Raw genomic sequence first — 20,427 nt, forward strand, 5'->3', positions numbered from 1 at the left:
GTGTTTTAAATGTGCTTTAATAGCTTTTCTATCTATTTACCAACCTGGATTTTGAAGTAGGTTGGGGTTTTGGATTAGATTGCTCTGTTTGATAGGCCATAAGTAATCTTTGGTCAGGAACCGACGTTGTACAATCACGGTAGGACGATAGTAGCTCGCGGTTAGCGATTGCTGTACATCCCACGCGTAGATGGGCGCATTGAGCTCTTGTGTAGCTGTTTTCCAGCGTCGCTGATCCCAGAAGCGGTGCCCTTCCAGCGCCAGTTCGATTTTTCGCTCCCGACGTATAATTTCGCGTAATCCTTCTTTGCTTGATGGTTTATTCGGATTGCGGGCGTACTTCTGCCAGGATACGATGACACCCTCTAAGCCGGCGCGTTCACGTATGGCATCGAGGTAAGAGTAGATATCCGCAGATGGTCCCTCGGCCTCATTGGATGCTTCTGCATATAACAGATACAGGTCTGCCAGGCGGATGACTGGCCAAGGATAAGGGTTAGGCTGAAAAAAACTCTGCTCCATGACGGCCTGATAGTTAATCAGTTTTTTAGCAAAATAACCTGTCAGGTTATAACGGTTAACATTCGTACTGGCACTGGCTTCTCCTTTTTTAGCACGTACGACATTGGGGTTGTTGTCGTCCATCTTGTCATGTCCATACCATTTTCCCCCATCGAAACCTAAATTTGCATAGAAACGGGGCTCCCGGTCAAAGTTGAGTACCGCTGTCTCATAACCTACCTGCATGTAATCAATCTCATTGGCCGAGGCTACTTTTGTCTGGAAGCGTTTGTCATATTCCCACTGGGTATCCTCTTCGATCGGAACTCCGCGCCTGGAGTAAAAATCGAGTGCCAGGTTGATCGTCGGTGCGTAGGAGCCATTGGTGCTGTTATTGGTCATCTCCGGAGATAGGCGTGGCACAAAGTAAGCATAGGTGGAAGCTGTAGGTATGGAGTTGGGATCGCCCCAGATGAGTTCCTCGTTCCATGCTTTGGTGGTCGCATTACGGATGTTCATTTCGAGGTGCGTGCTGGGCTTCAACGTCCGGTTAGGGATTTCTTCGGCTCTGAATCGATACAGTTTAATGCCATGCTGTTCGGCAAAGTCAATTGCATCTCTGGCCGCTTGTTTGGCCATGTCCCATTTCTGCTTGCTGTATGTCGGATTGAAAAGCTGTTCGCCAAGATTGTTTCTAAAATTGACATAATCATTATTACCGTTGAACAATGGACTGGCAGCTGTCACGAGGATATAGGCTTTCATAGCCTTTGCAATAGCCTGGGTAAGCCGTCCGTCTTCGGTGATATGTTGTTCAATAACATCAGGGAGTCCCTGGGTGGCCTCGTCGATAAGTGTAGTAATGTAGTTGAAACATTCGTCGATAGGTCTGCGATGTATGCGCACTTGCTCTTCGGTTGCTCCCAGTGGAAGGTTTTTGTCAATTAGAGGAATAGGGCCATACATCCGTAATAAATAAAAATGATAATAGGCCTTCAGGAACTTCACTTCGGAGATCCAGCGTTGACGGTCTATTTCCGTCATATCCGGGACACGATGGATATGCTCGAGAAAAACGTTGCATTCCCGTATACCTACAAATAGCCTGTCGTTCCAGGTGTCGGCGAGCGGGGTGCTGGGGTTTTGGAGGCCCAAGGCGATGGAGAACGGTGTCCGTGGGTCGTCCATGTCTAGCCAGGAATAGGAATAGGCCACCTCGTTGCCCGCGAGAAATTGGGGATTAAACCACACATCACCATGTTTGGGTAAAAAAGAATAGCAGGTGAATAAGTATCTTTCGGCAGTAGCACGTAAGTTAAATGCCATCTCTACATCAGCCACATTGTCCGGGATGACATCGATGAATTTATTGCAGGAGGATAGACTACCTGCCATGAATATCGTTAGGATTGTATTTTTTAATAATCTGTTCATAATGGGTTGTATAACTATAAAAATATTGGATTTAAAAGGATACGTTGATCCCCATATTGAATACGCGCTGTAGTGGATACCCCATCCCATTACCGGCCATCTCGATATCCCACATCTTGAATTTGCTCCAGACCATTGGATTGCTCACGTTAGCATAAATGCGTAGCATGTCTATTTTTACTTTTGTCGTGATGTGTTTGGGCAGGGTATAACCTGCTTCAATATTTTTGAGGCGTAAAAATGAACCGTTGCGCATCCACCATGTGCTGGATACGATGTTGTTAGGGTTGGCCGTAGGGCCGAATCTCGGATATAGCGCATAAGGATCTGGATTTTCTTCGGACCAATGATGGTCTGCATAGACCTGTAAAAGCTGTCTATTTCCTCTGGAACCGGCTCCGCCTGTCTGTACAAAGGGGGCGGTAGCGGAGGGGTCGATCCAGAATGAGCGCCGGCCTGTACCCTGGAAAAATGCCGAGAAATCAAACCCCTTATATCCACTGGAAAAACCGAAACCATAGGTGATCTCTGGCGTGGTCGGATGCCCTATAGGTACGATGTCGAACTCATCGATTACCCCGTCCTGATTAATGTCGATATACTTGATGTCGCCACCACGGGGGGCACCGATAAGGCCTCCGTAAGATAACTGCTGTACCGGAGCATGTAATACCTCCTCGTCGGATATGAACAAACGCTCGGCTACAAGACCATAATTCTGACGGATAGGCTTGTTGACCCGTTGCTTGTAGTCGACACCCCAATCCAATTCTTCATAGACTTTATATTTGCCTGTAGCATAGGTAAAGTTGGCCTGACTGCGCAACCACCATTGCTCTGTAATATGCTGACTGTACGTCAGTGATCCGTCAAAGCCTTTGCTGATGGCTTCACCCACATTGGCCATAATGTTAGAACTTAAGCCCATAGTATTGGGGATATCAGCCCGGGGCATCAAGATCCGTTTGCGGTAATCGTTAAAGTATTCAGCGACGATCTGTACTTTATCAAAGAGTCCCAGCTCGATGGCAAAATTGCTCTTATGGGCGGTCTCCCAGGATATATTGGGGTTAGCATAGCGTACGACGCTGATGCCAGGGCGTTTCATGTCGTATTTGGTGCCGAAGGTCGCACCATTGTCGTTGGCATTGAGGTTGACTTCAGAAAGGTAGAAAAAGCGGTCGCCAGGAGCACCGATCTGATCGTTGCCCACCAGGCCGTAAGTGCCACGGAGCCTCAGGTTGGAAATAAACGGGCGCATAGGATCCCAGAATTTTTCGTTCGATATGCTCCACGCTAAGCCTGCCGATGGAAAGAAGCCGAATCGGTTCTTGCGGCTGAACCTTTCTGATCCGTTGTAACCGAAGTTGAATTCTGCATAATATCTACTGTCATAAGCATAGGTCATCTTGCCGGATATTCCCGCATTCCGGAAAGGTAATGAGGCCTGTAAGGACTCGGCATTGCCGTTTAAACTGTGCCGCAATATGGAGACCAGCATACCGGATACCCCATGTTTGTCATGGAATGTACGGTTGTAGTTTAGTCCGGCTTCGAAATATAAGGAAGAAAATACGTCCTTGCCTCCCGCCTGGTAGTCCAGGTATTCACTTCCTTTCAATTCGTTCATCAAGCGGATGGTCGTCTTGCCTGTCGCTGGGTCAATATCTCCTTGGCCATAGAAATAAGGTTTATAGGCCCGGTTGACATCAAAATAGGCATTCCGTGTTGTATTGCCCATCATCCGGAAGGTCAGACCTTCGGTGATACTTTGTAGGTTTTGGTTGAGTTCTAGTTGTGCATACATGTTAGAACGGGACGACTCTTTGTAACCCTTGACGACTTCGGCATACGGATTGAGATAGTCCCCCTCAAGATCATAGTTGCCAAACATGATATGCTTGACGTGCTCAAATCCAGGTTCGTCCTGGTAATAGGCTGGAAATAATACGGGGTTGGCATTCATAATCATACTATAAACACCGGCGCCTGTTGGAATGGGTCCCCGATAATCATCGAAGCTCCCCGAAAGACGTACCACGAGCTCTGTGCTCTTGGTTAGGTTGACATTGATATTACTACGGAGATTGTAAGTTCTAAGTTTGATATTGCTGTTGAAGTTACTGTTTCCTGGATTCTTTAATAGACCATTGTCCTGATTCAGTGAGGAAGATACGAAATAGCGTGCGACAGTGCCGCCGCCGCGTACACTGAGATGCGCTCGTTGTACGGTCGTATAGTCTCTGAGGACCATGTCCTGCCAATCGGTGATAGGATACCTGTTCTTGTCCACTTGAGTGATGGTATTATGGACCTGCTCCGGTGTATAGTAGGGGGTGCCGAATCGCGTGAAGTACGCTTCATTATGCAGCTGCATAAAAGTGATCGGATCGGCAATGTCAACATTGGTAGTAGGTGCAGATATTGAATTTTCGAGCCGGACACTGAGGTTTGCTCTGCCTTCACGTCCCTGCTTTGTGGTGATGAGAATTACCCCATTTGCTCCACGGGCACCGTATACGGCGGTAGCGGTAGCATCTTTCATAATGGAAAATGCCTGGATGTCGTCAACCTGCAGTCGGGCGAGATCCGTAGTCGTTACCTCCATATTGTCAATAAGTATGAGCGGGTCTTGCTTGTATCCGAACGTCGTGACACCGCGGATAAAGAAATTCGCATTGTCTGCACCCGGTTCACCGCTGTCCTGATAGGCAATCATACCTGCCAAGCGACCAGCTAAAGCTGAGGTAAGATTACTGGAAGGAACTTTTAGTTCGGAGGGGTTGATCGAGGTAACAGATCCGACCATATCCTGACGCTTGACCGACGTGCCAAATGCCGTAACTACAACCTCAGAAAGTTCGGAATTGTCTGGCAATAGCATTATCTCAAAATTGGTGGTAGATGCAGGCCTTATTTCCTGTGATTTGTAGCCCATCATTGCGATAACGACGACATCACCGGTTTTATAAGCGAGTGAATAGCGGCCATTGATATCAGTTGTGGTTCCTTTGGCACTCTGGCCTTTTATCATTATCGAAACCCCGATTAACGGATTACCAAGGGTGTCGCGCACGATGCCTGAGGTAATCTGTTCTTGCTGTTCTTTTGCTACTTCTTTCGGAACCAATGGTTTTGCTCTGGGTTTGATAATGATCGTTTTGTCCAATATGTTGAAATCCAATGCCTGAGCAGAGAGGATTTCTTCCAAAGCATCTGGCAGCGGCTTATTCTGCATATTGACATCCAGACGTATGTTCCGCACAAAGCTTTTATTTAAAAAGATATCATAGCCAGTCTGTCGCTGAATGCTATTCAGAACTTTAGAGAGTTCTGCGTTCTTTACATGCAGCGTTATTTTCTGACCGTTGACATAGGCGGAGGCATGAAGCGATAAGGTCAAAGTTAATAGAATGATGAGCTTCATTATGATTAGTTGTTTGAATCGCACAAATACAGGATACATATCCAGCTTTGTGTTTGGAATAATTTGCATAATTTTACATTAAATAAGGTTTAATAGTTTGTCGAATCACATGCTAAGTGGGATAGCTTAAAATATCCCAGACCTTTATCGGAGAGTCGGTCGGTAGCCGGCTCTTCTTTTTGGTTGTAATAGATTAATAATTGGTTAGTTTTCTTACATATAGTAGTCCTTTCTTTTAGAGATGTAGGGTTAATAAGTTTTTGTCAAACGTATATTTTACATTAGCCTCGTGGAGGATTCGTAAAATTTTGCTCAGGGGTTCTTGTTTGGATATGCGTCCTTGGAATTTGTCTGACCCCGGCTTACCCTTGACGATAACGTCAATGTCATACCAACGGGATAGGTAGGTAGCGACGTCGGAAAGAGAAGCTTCATCAAAAGATAAGTAACCCTCCCGCCAATTCGATACCAGTTCTGCGTCGACATTCTCCTTACGTAGCGTTCCTTGAACCCATGTGGACTGCTCATTGGGAAGTAGATCAATATGTCGATCGGATGCTGGATAGTCAACCTGAACCTTACCCTGGAGTAAAGTCGTCCGTACGGTATGTTCGAGGCTGTAGTCGTATACATTGAAAGCTGTCCCTAGTACATTGACCTGCTGTTTTGATGTCTTTACGACAAATGGCTTACGACGTTTTATCCCCTCGGTTTCTACCTGCTGATGTGCCACTTCAAAAAATGCTTCTCCATCCAGTTCGACATGGCGTTGATCCTGATGGAAATGCAAAGGGTATTTTAATCGGCTTCCCGCATTTAACCATACTTTAGTTCCATCTTCCAGTACAATGTGGTATTGGGTACCCCTAGGTGTGATGATCTCGATGAGTGGGGTGGCGAGCGCTGTCCAGTCTGTGGTTTCTGTTATAGGTGAACCATCGGTATAGAGAAGTGCATCCGGGGTCATCGCTATACCGGATTTTATATGATCTAGATGTATCCGGCGCCCATTGGGTAGAATCGCTATCGGAGCCTTCCCATTGGGAAATACATGTTCGACCGTAATATTTGGGTTTGTTTCGGTATTCTGATCCCCGGCAGACCAAATCCAGACAGAGGCAAAGAGCAATAACGCTGCTGCAGCACCTGAATAATACCAGAGCCGCTTTTGTTTAGACCTGGCCTGCATATTTATAATACGGCTATGTAGGGTCTCTCCTATAATCTGTAACTGTTCGGGGCTTACCTCTTGAGAAGCTTGCTGGCTTTCCATCGTATTGTAAGCTTGCTCAATGAGGGCTTTCTCAGCGGAACTAGCCTTGCCTCCTGTATACTTTTTGAGGAGATAGAGACACTCTTTTATCGTTAGCATAATTTTAGTTTCATTGATCGTTATATAAGTAAGAGCGATAATGAACTATAAAGTATACATGAAGTTGAAAAAAATATTCTTTTGAGAACCTCTATGGATTATACAAGGAGAATATATAGAAAAGAAGGAAGCTTGGTCTTTAAAAGAAGAAGGGCCCGGTGTATGGTTGTTTTCACGGTATGTTCCGTTATATCCAATAATAGGGCTATTTCTTTATGGGATAATCCTTCGTTGCGGCTCAACTGGAATATTTCGCGCATACGGGGAGGGAGACTTTGAATACTGGCATCAATGCGTTGTTGAAACTCTTTGAATAAGAGCGACCTGTCAGCCTGTTCTTTGTTTTCCGTAGAAGCTTGCTGAATATGAGAAGCAAATTTTTTATTGAGTTTCGATTTTTCTATCTGTTTTAGGATGGCATGACGTACAGCGGCATACAGATAGGCTTTCAATTGGCTGTTGATAGGAAGACGTGTCGCATTGTTCCATATACGGAAAAATACCTCTTGGACAACATCCATGGCTTCGCTCTGATCGGAAAGCATTTTGTAGGCATGGATGAATAATAATTGCCAATACTTATTATATATAGCAGTAAAGGCTTCCCGATTGCCTTGGTACAGGTATCGGCATAGTAACTCATCATCCTGTTCGTCGAAGCTAATCATGCTAATAAAAAAAACTAGACAAAAGTGTTTTGGAATAATCCAGGGTAATCGCGCTAGGCGATATTGTCTTTTCGCCTAGCTATTGGTTTCTTGTGTTTCGGTTTAATGGAATAGATCAAGAATTTGCTGTGACGCATTCTTGTTATCTACTTTCTTAATAATATGCTCTATCTTTCCATTTTCGTCGATGATAAAGGTGGTACGTGCTGTGCCCATATATTTTTTGCCGTACATGTTTTTCTCGACCCATACACCATAATCATTCACGATCTTCTGATCTTCATCGGCCAATAGATGGAAGGGAAGTTCGAATTTACTGATGAATTTTTGATGCGATTGTTCACTATCGATGCTAACACCCAATACTTCGAATCCTTTGCTTAGTAAAGATTGGTAGTTGTCTCTAAAGTTACATGCCTCTGTAGTACAGCCTGGCGTATTATCTTTGGGGTAGAAATATAGTATGACCTTCTTTCCACTAAAGTCGGATAGATTTACGATTTCTCCATTTTGATTTTTTGCTTGAATAGCGGGAGCCTGATCTCCAATTTTTAATTCTGACATGTTTAAAGTTTTTAGTGTTTTAGTAATTAGTAATTAGTAGTCAGTATTCAGTAGTCAGTGTTTTAGTAGTTTAGTAATCAGTAGTCAGTTTTTAGTTTTAGGGATTTTATTAATCCTGTTATTACTTTTGCTATTTCAACGCTTTGTTCGTAATGTTTTTGGAAAGCTGTATCGTCTAGATAGCCTAATTTTTTTGCGAGGTAGAGCATTGATTTTACTTCGCTTGCGGAACCTAAAGATATATATAAAAACCGTATAAACTCTTTATTGCTTTGCCTATCAAATCCTTCAGCGATATTATTGGAGATTGACACGGCTGCTCTACATATCTGATCTTTAAAGCTCCAGTCTCTTGAGTCCACAAAGATTGCATAAATATCTATAGCGATATCTTGTGCTTTTTGCCAAGCAATAAGATCCTCAAACTTTTGTATCGACATCATGTTGTGCCCCTAATTTACGAATTATTAATTGTTGTTTAGTAATCAGTTCTTCAGTAGTTTAGTAGTCAGTTCTTCAGTAGTCAGTGTTTTAGTAATTAGTTTTTAGTAGTTCGTTCGTTCGTTAGTTTTTTCTGACATCTGACCCACTGTCCACTGACCACTGACCACTGACATCTTTCTACTGCCTACTGCTTACTGACCCCTGACTACTGCTTACTGACCACTGACCACTGACATCTGCTTACCTCTTAAAACTAGCTTCGTATACCTTTTCATTGTCTTTCCAATCTTTGACAACTAATTTAAACTTATGCGTACCCTTAGCTAATGAGGAGTCAAAAGTGTGCCATAGATGACGATTCTTAGAATCATATTCCATCAACACCCATTTGTCGTCAATATACCCGTCGAAAGATTGTATGCCGGATAAATTGTCTGTTATGGTAAAATCGATCTTTCGTTGGCTGGTAACATTCTTTCCAGAGGTCAGATTACGTGGCGTGATTGTCGGCGCGATGGTATCAACAACGACGTAAAAGCTTCCAAAATTCCGCGTGTTGACCGATACCCAGCCGTTTTCAAAAGTCCCGCCTTCCGCGCCATTTTCCAGCGATGCTATTAAAGCTTTGCGTTGTAGGTGTGGAGGTAGGTTAGTGGGTTTTATAGCAAGATTGTAGGATTGAAAAACAGGAGTAAGGCTGTTGTGTATCTTGTGTAGCGTAGAGTATCCGTTGGCCGGTACAGGTGCGCTGCTGTATTCAAAATCCAGATCGTCGTAAAGTACGTTTTTGGGGATGTTGACTTTTACATCCTCACGTTCAAAGGAATTGCTATTATCAAATTTAAAGAATTGTACTCCGACCGGCTTATAAGCAGCCGGCTTCATATCGCCTTTGTTTTCTATCTTAAAATTCAGTTCACTGGTATTGCCGGCTACATCCTTGACCACGTACTTGGCATCGTATATTTTGTTTTCCTGCAGTTCGAAACCTCTCTTGGTTGGAAGGGTTTTAAATATTGCTATTGGATTTCCAGGGTCTTTAAAGCTTTTTTGGATTTTTACTTTGGTTTTTTTCCAATGTGGATAGTCAATATAAGAATGAATCCCGCGAGAACTGTTAAAATCCAGCTCTTCAAATAATACGTTAGATACGGACTTGCCGCCAATAAATAACTCTATAGAATAGACGCCGTTTTGGAAACCCCCATTACGATGTCTATCTACCGTGCTGATTCCAAGCCCAAACAGGCCGCTCACTGATAGCGGAGAAGTCTGTGTAAGGGTGTATTCACCGGCCCGGATAGCTTTTACAGCAAGTGGTTTTCGAGGCGTATGTTCATTGAATAAGGGGGCATTTAAGTCGTAGAGCATAATGCTATTGATCGTGGGCTTAAAGCTGTCGTTAAATTTTAAACCAAACAACTGTGGATTAAGCGGATTTTGACTTTTGGTATCCCTGATCTCGAGATGCAAATGTGGGCCGCCGGAGCCTCCGGAGTTGCCGGCTCGACCGATCTGCATACCCTTGCTGATGACAACCTGGTTTCTATTTAAAGTGATATCGACATCAAAGCGCTGTTGCTTATACTGTTCTGCGCGAACGATGTTGGTCAGCACTTCGTTGAAGTCTTCCATATGTAAATATACCGTGGTGTAGCCATTGGGATGATCAATGTAAACCGAGTTACCGCCGCCACCGATCTGTACCCGCACGCGGGATACATAGCCTTCGGCAGCTGCGTGGAGTGGTAATCCCGTGCGCTGTTGGGTCCGGTAATCGTCGCCTGCATGAAAGTGTGTCGAACGTAACTCGCCGAATGTACCCGAAGCATCCATGGCTATGTTCAGTGGATTACGGAAATAACCCTGAGGATAATTGCGTGAGGTGATAATATCCTTGTTCTGTCCAATAGATATACCAGTCTGTAGAAAAAGAAATAAAATCAGGTAAGGTGTTTTTCCCATGCTATTATTTAATAAGTGTAGAAAACATTAATTTGTCTCCAATAAATCCCTCCAGTTTATCCCCGATGATTACAGGGCCTACACCAGCAGGAGTTCCGGTGTAGATCAGATCGCCTTTTCGCAGCGTTATATAGCCGGAAATAAATGTTATCAAGGTGTCAATGTCGAAAATCATGTCAGCGGTATCACCCGATTGTACAACTTCACCATTTTTGGTTAAGGAGAATTTAACAGCATTTAGATCGTCAAACGCTTCTTTGGGCAGAAGGGGGCTTACTACAGCCGAGTGGTCAAAGGATTTTGCAAGCTCCCAGGGAAGCCCTTTGGATTTGAGCTGCGATTGTAAGTCACGTGCTGTAAAGTCAATACCAAGCCCAATGGCATCATAGTATTTAGGGGCAAATTTTTTAGAAACGTGTTTGCCTTCATTACATATACGAACGACAAGCTCGCATTCATAATGGATATCTTTTGAAAAATCAGGGATATAAAAGTCTTTATTGTCTTTCAGTACCGCGGTATCAGGTTTTAAAAAGATAACAGGTTGATCAGGTACTGGATTGTCGAGTTCTTTGGCGTGATCAATATAGTTACGGCCTACTGCGATGATTTTCATATGTGTATTATTTTTTCTTCAATGGTCATCCGCCAGCTGGTGGACTTCAGTGAGTTATTTGGATATTCGTATGTGATCTCCCGATACTTAGTTATGGACGATTCTACATGCTGTGATTAATTTCTTGTTTGTAAGAAAATCTACATAAACAAACTTAACCAAAATTGATTTTATATCCAATAAATGCTTTGACGGAGTGCCTTATTGCAGGTGTATTGCTGAAAAATAGAATATTAAATTACTTTCGCTAAATCGTTTTTCTGATAAAAATACTTAAATTAGATGCTAGGTTTCAAACTTAGATAAATTGCCTTTTACATGCCCTATAATTGCGTCGTATATAAAAGCAGTTTATCGATCTCTTCTCAGCCATTGAGAAACTTATTTATAGCGGAAATATTATGAACAGAAGAACAGCATTAAAACAATTCTTTATCCTTGCAGGAGGTCTTATGATAGCTTCTTCTTGCACAGGCGGGGTGGGAGAGGCCTCTATTGAACTACGGCATATCGTACTTTCCGCAGCTGATGAGGCGCTTATCGGTGATTTGGTGGAGGCTATCATTCCTGGGACGGATTCACCGGGAGCAAAGGAGCTGAATTTGCATCTTTTTGTGATGAAAATGTTAGACGACTGCCATAGTTCCGAAGATCAGGAGGCTTTTATCAAAGGATTGAAAAAGGTCGCTAAGGCGGAATTAAAGACCGAATCTGCCCGTCTGGCCTACCTACAGACTTTAAGAGAAGATGTTTTTTTTGATATTCTTAAAAAGCGGACGGTACAGGGATACCTTAATTCCGAGTATATTATGAAAAATAAGTTGATTTATGAGTTGGTTCCGGGGCATTATGATGGAGCCGTAAAAGTTAATACATAATAAAGTATGATAAACCTAAATATAGACTCCGCGAAAGATAGGACTTACGATGCCATTGTAATCGGTTCGGGGATCAGTGGAGGATGGTCTGCCAAAGAACTTTGCGAGCGGGGATTAAAAACCCTGGTGTTAGAACGGGGAAGAGATGTAAAGCATATCAAAGACTATCCTACAACCAATATGTATCCTTGGGAGTTTGAACATCGGAATGAATTACCTTATCAGATTAAAAAGGATAACCCGATTGTGAGCAAATGTTATGCATTTCATGAGGATGCGGCACATTTTTTTGTCAAAGATCAAGAACATCCTTATATCCAGGAAAAGCCTTTCGATTGGATCAGAGGATATCAAGTCGGTGGAAAATCACTCTTATGGGCCAGACAGACGCAGCGTTGGTCTGATTTTGATTTTGAGGGGCCTGCTCGTGACGGGTTTGCTGTCGATTGGCCGATCCGGTATGCCGACCTAAAACCTTGGTATGATCAGGTGGAGCGGTTTGCAGGTATTGCAGGAGATAGAGATGGTCTGCCTGAGTTGCCCGACGGGGAGTTCCTGCCGGGGTATCCGCTAAATGTCGTAGAGAAGTATTTTAAGAAATCCATTGAGGGAAAGTATCCCGAACGGAAGGTCATATCTGCCCGATGTGCTCATATATCCAAGCCACAGCCTATACATATCCAACAAGGTCGGACGCAGTGTCAAAACCGTGTTCTTTGCCAGCGGGGATGCCCATTTGGGGGATATTTTAGCTCCAATTCATCGACTTTACCTTGGGCCGCTAAGACCGGTCACCTGACTTTGCGCCCCGACTCTGTCGTCCATTCTATTTTGTATGATGAACACAAAAAGCGTGCGATAGGTGTCAAAGTAATCGACCGCAATACGAAGGAAGAGATAGACTTTTTCGCTCGTGTTATCTTTGTAAATGCAGCAGCGATAAATACGAATCTGCTACTTTTAAATTCGATTTCCAATCGTTTTCCCAATGGTATTGGCAATGATAGCGAGACTTTGGGTAAGTATGTCGCTTTTCATAATTACAGTGCACGGGTATATGCTGAGTATGAGGAACTATTAGATTACAAAACTACCGGGAGAAATCCCGCTGGAGGGGGATATATGCCTCGTTTTCGTAATTTATATAAACAGGAGACGGATTATTTACGCGGTTATGCTGCAGGTTTTGGAGCTTGGCGTTCGGCTGTAGGCGATCAATCTGGTTTAGGCAAAGGATTAAAGGAATCGTTGTTGAACCCCCAATTGGGCAATTGGGGAGTAGGGTCGCATATGATGGGGGAGACTATTCCTAAGGCGACTAACTTCGTTACATTGGATACCCAGAGAAAGGATGACTGGGGAGTTCCGTTGTTAAAGATTTCGATCGATTATGATGAAAACGATGACAAGATGAAAAAGGATTATCTGGACACTATGGAGGAGATGTTCAAGATCGCAGGTTTTAGTAATATTCGCAGGGACGAGGCTTGGCAGGCTCCTGGATTGGATATTCATGAAATGGGGGGCGTACGGATGGGGGCGGATCCGAAGACTTCTATGTTGAATAAGTGGAACCAGATGCATGCGGTATCAAACGTGTTTGTGACCGATGGGGCCTGTATGACCTCTACGGCTACACAAAATCCCTCCTTGACATACATGGCATTTTCTGCCCGTTCTGTAGACTACGCAGTGCGTGAGATGAAAAAAGGAAACCTATAAGTAGATACAAAAAAAGCGCTGTACAGAATTCTGTACAGCGCTTTTTTTATTCTTAAAAGACTATAATTAAATATCTACTGTAGCATCCATTTCAAAGTCTTCGTGTTTTAGGTGCACGATTTCCATGGACTTCTCGTAGTTTGTGGATTTCTTCGAAAAGAAGTCATGCTGTGTCGTCTCTGTATTCAAACCATTCAATACGATAGGGTTGACCTGTTTTACTTCGAATATAGGGTCGAAACCAAGATTCATCAAGGCTTTATTGCCGTTGTAACGAACGTATTCTTTGACTTCTGACGTCAATCCCACTACGGTATAAAGCTCTTCGGTGTACTTGATCTCGTTTTCGTAAAGTTCATTAAGAAGATTTAAGAAACGTTGTTTTACTTCCTCTTTATTTGGCAACTTGGCAAATACCTCTTGAGCGATCAATCCAACGAATACACCATGTATCGATTCGTCCGCCACGATTTTTTTGATGATATCTGCTGAAGCGACCATTTGTCCCTGTCCACACAGCCAAAGTGGTAAAAAGAATCCGGAATAGAATAAAAATGATTCCAACAGTACCGACGAAGCTAATGCCATAAACAGCTCCTCGTCGCTTGGATTTTTCTTGTCTATACCCCGATAGTGTCTATCGATTGTATTGGCTTTGAATTGTAAAAATTTGTTCTGTGCTACCCAACCAAACACATCGTTGATCTCGTTGGTGGTAGATACTGTTGTAAATATCGTCGAATATGATTTGGCATGTATAGCTTCCATCATACACATATACGAGAGCACCGCTTTGTTTTGTAGCGAATCGATATGATCTATAATCTTAGGCATACCGGTGTGACTCTGTAGGGTATCTAGTAATGTCAATCCACCTAGTGCTTTTTTATAGCACTCTTTCATATCCCAGCTTAGGCCCTTCCAGCTGTCGATATCTTTAGATGGAATATATTCAGTGTCAATCCAGAACTGTTTGATATTCTGCTCCCAGAACATGAGGGCGTAATCATTATCCGGTGTATTCCAGTTGACGGCGGTAAATTGTTTGTCCATGTACTACTAAAAATTATCATTGTTGAGCTCGCTAAAGCTCCGTTAAAGACTAAAAACAGGAGAAGGCTTGTTCTCGCTTTCTCCCGATTTGTTATGTTTTATTTTGAGCAATGCTCTTCAGTCTGTAATCTAATTACGCTGAGCAAGAGATACACTCTTCGATTGTTGATTTTCGAGTACGTGTATAATATAAAGACTTTAAGCCCAGTTTGTGTGCGTAGATATAATACTTCGCCAAATCCCGTGTGCTATCCTTAGAGTTGGTGTGAAGAATAGTAGATACCCCCTGGTCGATGTGACGTTGGATGACGGAAATCAGCTTTAGAACCTTCATCTGATCCATATCATAGGCCGATTTGAAGTAGAAGTAGTTATCATTTGTCAAATATGGCATAGGATAGTAAGTCGTGCTATCTCCATACTCACGTACTTCGATGATATCTACGATAGGCATGACCGAGGCAGTAGCGTTCATAATGTAAGAAGTAGACTGGTTAGGAGCAATCGCCAAGCGGTAAGCATGGTAGATACCGTGCTCTGCAACCTGTGCTTTTAGATTTTCCCAATCTTCTACTGTAGGGACGTGTATACCTTCAAATAGTTCTTTAACCTTATCTGTTTTTGGTAAGTAATCTCTGTCTAAGTATTTGTCGAAGTATGTTCCATCCGCATAAGCTGATTTTTCAAAGCCAACAAATGTTCTTCCACGCTCTTTAGCGATTTCCATAGAGGCTTCTAGCGAGTAGTAATTCATAGCCATGAAAAACGTATTCGCAAAGTCCAGCGCCTCATGTGATTCGTACATGATGAAGCTCTTTGCTAAGAAGCCGTGTAGATTCATCGCTCCCAATCCTACAGAATGTAGTTCGCGGTTTGCTTTGGCTATCGAAGGTACCATCTCGATATCGGTCACGTCGGTGACGACGGTAAGTGCGCGCATCGCCGTTTTTACAGTTTCTTTGATGCGTTTATTGTCCATTACGGTAGCAATGTTCAACGAACCAAGGTTGCAGGAAATACCGTAACGGATGGTATCCTCTTTACCGTAAATATTAATATCGGATACTTCAGATATCTGCATGATCTCAGTACATAGGTTGGAGAATTTTACCCGACCTAAGCCATTCAATGCATGTGCTTTATTCGTGTTTTCTTTGAAGAAAATGTAAGGATATCCCGATTCTTTCTGTGTCTGTGCAATCTTCACCAAAAGGTGACGGGCATTAATTTTCTTTTTCTTGACATTAGGATTTGTAATCAACTCATCATACATGGCATCCATGTCCATCTCATCTAGATACTGACCATATTCTTGCATGACCGTATGTGGATAGATCAAATAAGCCGGTTCATCTTTCTCGGCGAGTTCCATAAACTTATCAGGTACGATGATACCTATGGAAAGAGATTTGATACGTACTTTTTCGTCCACATTGATTTTCTTACAGTCTAGGAATTCCTCAATATCGGAGTGGAATATATTCAGATATACCGCTCCGGCACCTGGGCGCTGTCCCAATTGGTTGGCATAAGAAAAAGTGTCTTCCATGATTTTCATAATCGGCAATACACCTCCTGCACGTCCATCGACACCTTTTATCGCTTCACTACGGCCACGGATTTTAGAAATATTGAAAGATACACCACCACCTATAGAAGATAATTTCATAGCAGAATCCACTGCATAGCCTATTCCATTGAGGTTGTCTCCGATTTCATCCAGGAAACAAGAGACTAATTCGCCAGAACGTTTCTTTCCAGCGTTCAAGAATGTCGGGGTAGCAGGCTGATACTCTTGATTGATCATTATTTCAGCATACTCAATAGCCTTTTGTACACCTTCTTCACGGGCTAGGAACAACGAGACAGCAACAACGCGGTCTTCGTAGCGTTCTAAGAACTTTTCACCGGAGTCGTCACGTAGCGCGTAGCTTTGGAAAAACTTAAAAGCAGCCATGAAAGATTCGAAACGGAATTTCTTAGCGTATACATAGTTGAATACCTCTTCCATTTCTTCGAATGTAAACCATTGATAGAAATCAATATAGTAGTTGTGTTCTACTAAATAATCTATTTTCTCTTTAAGGTTGTAAAAGAAAACTGTATTCTTGTTTACATACTCTAGGAAATATGCTCGTACAGCCTCTTTATCTTTATGAAGGCTATACTCGTCATCATGTTTGATCATGATTTCGTTATTAAGCAATATCCAGTTTTTTGCTACCTCGTTTGCTATCATAGTATTGATTCTTAATTATTTCTATAAATTGATTTATATCTTCCATTGTGCCCGATAGCTCAAACTTGAAAGCTAACGGAATATCATACATTGCAGATGCTTTGTCCGCTGCTACTGCAAAGTTCCTTCCCCAGTTGCGGTTCCCGCTAGAGGTCACAGAAAATAACCTGTTACTGTTTTGTGTTAGAAATTCTTCCGTCAATGCCGGAATCTTTCCAAAATTCGTTGTAAATGTGACCAGATGTCCGGATTCTTCGACAATCATGTCCTTTTGAATCTTGCTGGCCTGCCATCCCGTGATCTGTACGACCTTATCAATGAAGCGTTGCACATTTCCGGTTTTGCTGTCAAAATATAAATGTATCATAACCTCGTCCTTTTATGATTACTTTTACGATTACTGTGCAATAGCTTCTTCCAATTCTTGTGGTTTGAATCCTATTATACGGTGTTGTATTTCTTCGCCATTTAAAACGATTACTGTGGGCACTGTACGTACCTTAAACTTAACAGCCAATTCAGGTTCATCAAACGGATTAATTCTTTCGTACGAAATACCTTTATTATCTAAGTAAGCCGACACCTGATCGCATGGGACGCAATCGTTTTTCTCGAATTTAATGATTCTTGCCATGTTATATTAAGTTTGATCGAAAACTACTTCTCTTCATAGTAGAAAATATAGTTTATCGAAATGTATAAAAAAACGCTGATCGTGAGATAGTGACAATCTCAACAGGAACAAATATCCTACATTTTCATCCGGAGAGGTAGTCATACTTTTCCACACTCGAACAGGAAAGACCTTCAAAATGCTCGTGGTAGCGTGGTTGTTTTAGTAATTTGCTGTTATACAGTGTATAATCTATGTGGATAACTTTAAAATTGCTTTTGTCAACATAAAACTACAAGTCTAAATTGCCTGTTTTTAAAGTCAAAAAAAACATGTTTTTTGTGCTAATATCGAGAAAAATATGTATATTATATGTCCATTTTTTTACCCAAGTACAGATAAGAATCATTAAGTTTACAGACCAATATGTATTATGATGAAAGCACCTTATTTATTTTTATCGAATCCTCGTCGTTATTTTAAGTCACGTGTGGCGGGTACCATGTTATTTGTGTCCGTTTTCGGCTTTTTTGCGAGCGGATATGCCCAGGAGAATGTCTCTTTTCAACAACCATCTTCCGAAATTTTGGCATTAGCCGATTATCAACGACCTCCTGTTATTCGAATGAGCCCGGATAAAAAATGGGTATTGTCCATGTATAGACCGACCTATAAAACCCTGGACGAGTTGGGACAGGAAGAGCTGCGGTTGGCCGGACTCCGTATAAATGCCAAAGCTGGTATCTCCAGTACCGAAACATACTATGACAATCTCCGGCTAAAATCTGTCGATGGTGGGCAAGAATATACTGTGCGTGGTTTGCCGGCTCAGGCTCTGATAGCGAATGTCGGGTATTCATCAGATAGTAAGAAAATAGCTTTTACCCATACCAGCGCACAAGGGCTTTCTTTGTGGGTGATCGATGTGGAGACACAGACGGCCAAACAATTGACGGATTATGTTTTAAATGCCGTACTCGATGCACCTTATACCTGGGTGCGTAATACCAATGAACTGTTGATCAGTAAGCGGCCCGCTGTAAGCAAAGGCTTAATCGATCACAGTAAAGATTTGCCTCAAGGGCCTGTGGTTTCTACAAGTGACGGAAATATATCGCAGTTAAGGACGTATCAGGATTTGTTGAAAAATCCGCAGGACGAACAGGATTTCGAAACATTAGCTACTTCGGAGCTTTTTTGGATCAATCTGAATGGTGAAGAACGTAAGTTTTTGTCTGCAGGGATGTATACACAAAGTTCGCTATCACCCGATGAAAAGTATGTCTTGGTTTCTCAACTTAAAAAGCCATTTTCCTATCTCGTGGGCTACAATTCCTTTCCACAGGAGACTTTCGTGTATAGCGTCGATGGCGCATTGGTAAAGAAGGTAAATGAAACCCCGCTATTAGAAATAATGCCAAAAGGATTTTCTTCGGTTCGTACAGGAAAGAGGTCGCTGGCTTGGCGATTGGATAAACCCGCTAGTCTATATTTTGTGCAGGCTTTAGACGGAGGAGATGCGAATAAAGAATCCGCATTACGGGATGAACTTTTTGTATGGGATTTTCCTTTTGACGGAGCGCCTAGATCTATCATGAAGATTCAGGATCGTTTCTCTGGTATTGTGTGGGGAAATGATAATTATGCCTTAGTCTCTTCGCAATGGTACGATACACGTAACGTGAAAACCTTTCTCTTAAACCCTGCGACAGGTCATAGTCAGGTGATCACAGACCGCAACAGACAGGATGTGTATTCCGATCCGGGTAATGTCTTTCGGGACAAAAACAGCTTTGGTGTGTATACGATGTATATCAATAAGGACAAAGCCTATTTTGTAGGAGACGGCTTTACCAAAGAAGGGGAGTTTCCTTTTATTGATGAATTTAATCTTAAAACATTAAAAAGGAATAGACTGTACGTAGCGAAGGCATCTGATCTCCAGGAGCGTATAGCGCAGGTTATCGATATCACGAAAGGAGATATCTTGATTTCATTGCAGTCAGCAACGCAGTATCCTAACTTTTATCGGAAGAATATAAAAACGGGTAAGCAGGTCGCAGTAACCGATATTGAGAATCCATTCAAGACCTTAGAACAAGTACACAAAGAAGTGTTGAATTATACCCGCAATGACGGGGTTGCATTGTCCGGTACACTTTATCTACCAGCCAACTACGATAAGAAAGAGAAGCTTCCATTACTTATCTGGGCCTATCCACGTGAATATAAAGACAAGAATACGGCAGGACAGAGTACCGCTAATCCGAAAGAATTCACTTTTCCAAGCTATGGTTCTTTTATCTACTGGGTGTCCAAGGGCTATGCTGTTCTGGATAATGCAGCTTTCCCTATTGTAGGCGAGGGTAAGCAAGAACCCAATGATACATTTATACCGCAATTGGTTGCCAATGCAGAAGCCGCTATAAATGCTGTCGATAAACTTGGCTATATAGACCGTAAAAGAGTGGCGGTGGGGGGACATTCCTATGGCGCGTTTATGACCGCGCACCTATTGTCCAATTCTAATCTTTTTGCTGCTGGTATCGCCCGATCCGGAGCTTATAATAGAACATTGACTCCATTCGGTTTTCAGAGTGAGCAGCGCAATTTTTGGGATGACCCACAGCTTTATATGACGATGTCTCCATTCATGAGTGCTGACCGGATGAAGACACCAATGTTATTAGTGCACGGTGCAGCGGATAATAATCCCGGGACGTTCACGCTACAGACAGAACGCTATTTTCAAGCATTGAAAAACTTGGGAGCACCTGTACGTATGGTGATTTTACCTCGGGAATCACATGGCTATGCCGCCAAAGAAAATATCTTCCATCTATTGTGGGAGCAGGATCAATTTTTGGAAAAATATCTAAAAGGAAAGAAATAATATATAAGTAAGGCTGTCCTCGGACAGCCTTACTTATA

At 42.6% G+C, this 20,427-nt stretch carries 15 protein-coding genes; 3 read left to right on the forward strand and 12 right to left on the reverse strand.

Translation table 11 applies throughout. The features are described 5' to 3' along the window. Positions 1 to 36: 36 nt before the first annotated feature. The 8 genes from JKG61_RS18910 to JKG61_RS18945 form a co-directional block, all read right to left on the reverse strand. Entirely contained in the window at positions 37 to 1,935 is a 1,899-nt protein-coding gene (locus tag JKG61_RS18910; protein ID WP_202104532.1) for a RagB/SusD family nutrient uptake outer membrane protein, read from the reverse strand. 31 nt (positions 1,936 to 1,966) lie between these two features. Beyond that, positions 1,967 to 5,431 carry a TonB-dependent receptor gene (locus tag JKG61_RS18915; RefSeq protein ID WP_237249540.1) on the reverse strand — a complete coding sequence of 1,155 codons (3,465 nt, stop codon included), beginning with the start codon at positions 5,429 to 5,431 and terminating at the stop codon, positions 1,967 to 1,969. 166 nt (positions 5,432 to 5,597) lie between these two features. Then, on the reverse strand, positions 5,598 to 6,734 hold the full coding sequence (locus JKG61_RS18920) for a FecR family protein (RefSeq protein WP_202104533.1): 1,137 nt from the start codon (positions 6,732 to 6,734) through the stop codon (positions 5,598 to 5,600). A gap of 98 nt (positions 6,735 to 6,832) precedes the next feature. Then, entirely contained in the window at positions 6,833 to 7,402 is a 570-nt protein-coding gene (locus JKG61_RS18925; protein WP_202104534.1) for an RNA polymerase sigma factor, read from the reverse strand. A gap of 102 nt (positions 7,403 to 7,504) precedes the next feature. Further along, a complete protein-coding gene (gene bcp / locus JKG61_RS18930) occupies positions 7,505 to 7,966 on the reverse strand; it encodes a thioredoxin-dependent thiol peroxidase (protein ID WP_202104535.1) in 462 nt (153 codons plus the stop codon). 77 nt (positions 7,967 to 8,043) lie between these two features. Then, positions 8,044 to 8,409, reverse strand: a complete 366-nt coding sequence (locus JKG61_RS18935; RefSeq protein ID WP_202104536.1) for a four helix bundle protein — start codon at positions 8,407 to 8,409, stop codon at positions 8,044 to 8,046. A 241-nt stretch (positions 8,410 to 8,650) separates the two neighbouring features. Further along, positions 8,651 to 10,375 carry a M23 family metallopeptidase gene (locus JKG61_RS18940; protein WP_202104537.1) on the reverse strand — a complete coding sequence of 575 codons (1,725 nt, stop codon included), beginning with the start codon at positions 10,373 to 10,375 and terminating at the stop codon, positions 8,651 to 8,653. Between the two features lie 4 nt (positions 10,376 to 10,379). Then, on the reverse strand, positions 10,380 to 10,991 hold the full coding sequence (locus JKG61_RS18945) for a fumarylacetoacetate hydrolase family protein (RefSeq protein ID WP_202104538.1): 612 nt from the start codon (positions 10,989 to 10,991) through the stop codon (positions 10,380 to 10,382). A 401-nt stretch (positions 10,992 to 11,392) separates the two neighbouring features. Here JKG61_RS18945 and JKG61_RS18950 point away from each other — a divergent pair, with 401 nt between their 5' ends. Then, positions 11,393 to 11,869 (forward strand): gluconate 2-dehydrogenase subunit 3 family protein, encoded by a 477-nt coding sequence (locus JKG61_RS18950; protein ID WP_202104539.1) that lies wholly within the window; start codon positions 11,393 to 11,395, stop codon positions 11,867 to 11,869. A 6-nt stretch (positions 11,870 to 11,875) separates the two neighbouring features. Further along, on the forward strand, positions 11,876 to 13,591 hold the full coding sequence (locus tag JKG61_RS18955; RefSeq protein ID WP_202104540.1) for a GMC oxidoreductase: 1,716 nt from the start codon (positions 11,876 to 11,878) through the stop codon (positions 13,589 to 13,591). A gap of 66 nt (positions 13,592 to 13,657) precedes the next feature. On the opposite strand, the gene nrdF is transcribed toward JKG61_RS18955, so the two are convergent. The 4 genes from nrdF to JKG61_RS18975 all read right to left on the reverse strand — a co-directional run bounded on the left by nrdF (position 13,658) and on the right by JKG61_RS18975 (position 17,517). Further along, complete coding sequence (gene nrdF / locus JKG61_RS18960) at positions 13,658 to 14,644, reverse strand: class 1b ribonucleoside-diphosphate reductase subunit beta (protein WP_202104541.1); 987 nt, start codon at positions 14,642 to 14,644, stop codon at positions 13,658 to 13,660. A gap of 133 nt (positions 14,645 to 14,777) precedes the next feature. After that, on the reverse strand, positions 14,778 to 16,883 hold the full coding sequence (gene nrdE / locus JKG61_RS18965) for a class 1b ribonucleoside-diphosphate reductase subunit alpha (RefSeq protein WP_202104542.1): 2,106 nt from the start codon (positions 16,881 to 16,883) through the stop codon (positions 14,778 to 14,780). Continuing rightward, the gene (nrdI, locus tag JKG61_RS18970) at positions 16,843 to 17,250 is read right to left on the reverse strand and encodes a class Ib ribonucleoside-diphosphate reductase assembly flavoprotein NrdI (RefSeq protein WP_202104543.1); all 408 of its coding nucleotides are present in this window, start codon (positions 17,248 to 17,250) and stop codon (positions 16,843 to 16,845) included. The genes nrdE and nrdI overlap by 41 nt, the downstream gene beginning before the upstream one ends. Positions 17,251 to 17,280: 30 nt before the next feature. Then, positions 17,281 to 17,517, reverse strand: coding sequence for a glutaredoxin family protein (locus JKG61_RS18975; RefSeq protein ID WP_202104544.1), 237 nt, complete (start codon positions 17,515 to 17,517; stop codon positions 17,281 to 17,283). Between the two features lie 412 nt (positions 17,518 to 17,929). Here JKG61_RS18975 and JKG61_RS18980 point away from each other — a divergent pair, with 412 nt between their 5' ends. After that, positions 17,930 to 20,389 (forward strand): S9 family peptidase, encoded by a 2,460-nt coding sequence (locus JKG61_RS18980; protein WP_237249541.1) that lies wholly within the window; start codon positions 17,930 to 17,932, stop codon positions 20,387 to 20,389. The last annotated feature ends 38 nt before the right edge of the window (positions 20,390 to 20,427 follow it).

It is taken from the genome of Sphingobacterium faecale (assembly GCF_016746095.1).
Taxonomy (GTDB): domain Bacteria; phylum Bacteroidota; class Bacteroidia; order Sphingobacteriales; family Sphingobacteriaceae; genus Sphingobacterium; species Sphingobacterium faecale.